Annotated in this window: 1 protein-coding gene; it reads right to left on the reverse strand. The window is 46.1% G+C overall.

From position 1 onward, the window contains the following. Positions 1-19 precede the first annotated feature (19 nt). Complete coding sequence (locus HW45_RS03660; RefSeq protein ID WP_038224880.1) at positions 20-1,639, reverse strand: IS1634 family transposase; 1,620 nt, start codon at positions 1,637-1,639, stop codon at positions 20-22. Positions 1,640-1,771: the final 132 nt, after the last annotated feature.

Below are 1,771 nucleotides of genomic sequence, written 5' to 3' on the forward strand. Positions count from 1 at the left end.
CCGAGATTCCGCAGCATATTTAGGAATAAACCAATTCATACAGCTTTCCTAGCAAATTCAGCAGCCTCGTTTGATGCTCTTGCAAGCCGATGATGAAGCGCTGCTCCCCCATGGATAGCGTATCGATCCCCTCAAACTTCAAGAATACCCACCGTGCTGTGGGTTTTGAGGTGGTTTTGTTCTTGACCATGCTAGGGAAAAACTCAGGGCTATCTGCTAGTTGCTCTCGCATTTTGTGCTCCAGACCTGCATACACCAAGAGACTCAGTGTCATTATCATCAACAGTGCTTCAATGCGCTGAGGCTTCTTCAAGAATATGGATGACGTTAAAAACTCTGGGCTCTTGAGGAACCGAAAACCGCGCTCTACTTTTTGTTGTGACTTGTAGTGAGCCAGTAACGAAGTCATATCAAGATCTGTGCTCGTCGTGTCGTTGGTTGCTAGAATAAACATACCGACTTTAAGCTTTGCGAGCCTTACTTTCTCAAGGTCGGTATAGGGTGTGGTATCGACCTGATAATAATGACCAACGGGCTTTTCGCCAGTCTTCGGTCGGCCACGACCACTGTACACTGGTACGTTTTTCACTGCAGAGCTGTCAAAACTTATAAGGTCGCATTGCTGACCAAATTCAGTGAGCGCTTGCTTTGCATCGGCTTCACAAGCAAATTGGTTTTTGCTGAGCTTTTGAAGGGCTTTGAGTTCAGCGGTGGTGTTCTTTTCAAGATTTTTAAGGAAAGTAATTTCCTCGCGCTTTGTTGCTTGTTCACTACTGACGAGTAACCATCTTTGCTCGACACCGCCATAGTCAGATGTTATCCAATGACCTGAATAACCATTACCAATCGATATTAACTTCTCGGTATCGAGATCGAGTAAAGCTTGTTTGGCACGCTTAATAGTCATCGGAACGCGAGTTATAAACTGTTGCTGTTGTTCGTCGAGTGAGCGAATGCTGGCTTCGGTATACAAAGCGGCATCTGCGATAAAGTAGCGACTATTTTGAGCAGCTTTTAGGCAATGAATGTGGTGCTTAGTGACTTCTGCAAACGCCTTGGAGTCATTGGTATTGCCGCTGAGAGCCTGCATATAAACGGGAATGCCAGCCTGGTTTTCACAAATAAGCTCCAGTACGACTTGGTTCAGCTCCGGTCGATGATCGCGACTATAACCCTTAACCAGCTGGATCGTGTTGATGTCTTCATTGTTCGGCTGGTTGTACTCGCCATCGACGTGAAAACTTGTGATATCAAGGTGTACAGAGCTAGTAGCCAGACCTAAATGCACGACGACATGTTCAGCAATCGCTTGGTATAGCACCGATACATCAGCGTCGTACAGCGCATCAAGAGTACGTCCCAATACATCATCAGTTAAGTGATGAGCCGAAATGTCTTTACCCAACAGCTTATCAATGGGCTTAGTTTCAAAAAAGTCGGAGAACATGTGTAGTGTTCGACTGTGGAACCCCAACCCATTGAGTAGCATAGCCAACACAGCATCACCATGCGATACCGTGTGCCCTGCTGTCTTAGGGATGATGTTGTCAATGATGCGGGGTAAGCCCGTTTCATGACAAAAAGCAGCAATCAAACCGAGGTGGTCGAGGCGTTTAATAACAGGCTGGGGTGCAGACATAATAAGCTCCCGTCAAATAACAGTAATAGATCAAAACTGGTGATCGGCGTCAAGGGAAGCGTGAGTTCTTGCTGCCTAAATGCTCACCAGATCACACTATTTTAAAATCTGAAATATGGTGCGGAATGACGG

This window comes from Vibrio sp. ER1A (genome assembly GCF_000733315.1).
GTDB lineage: Bacteria > Pseudomonadota > Gammaproteobacteria > Enterobacterales > Vibrionaceae > Vibrio > Vibrio mediterranei.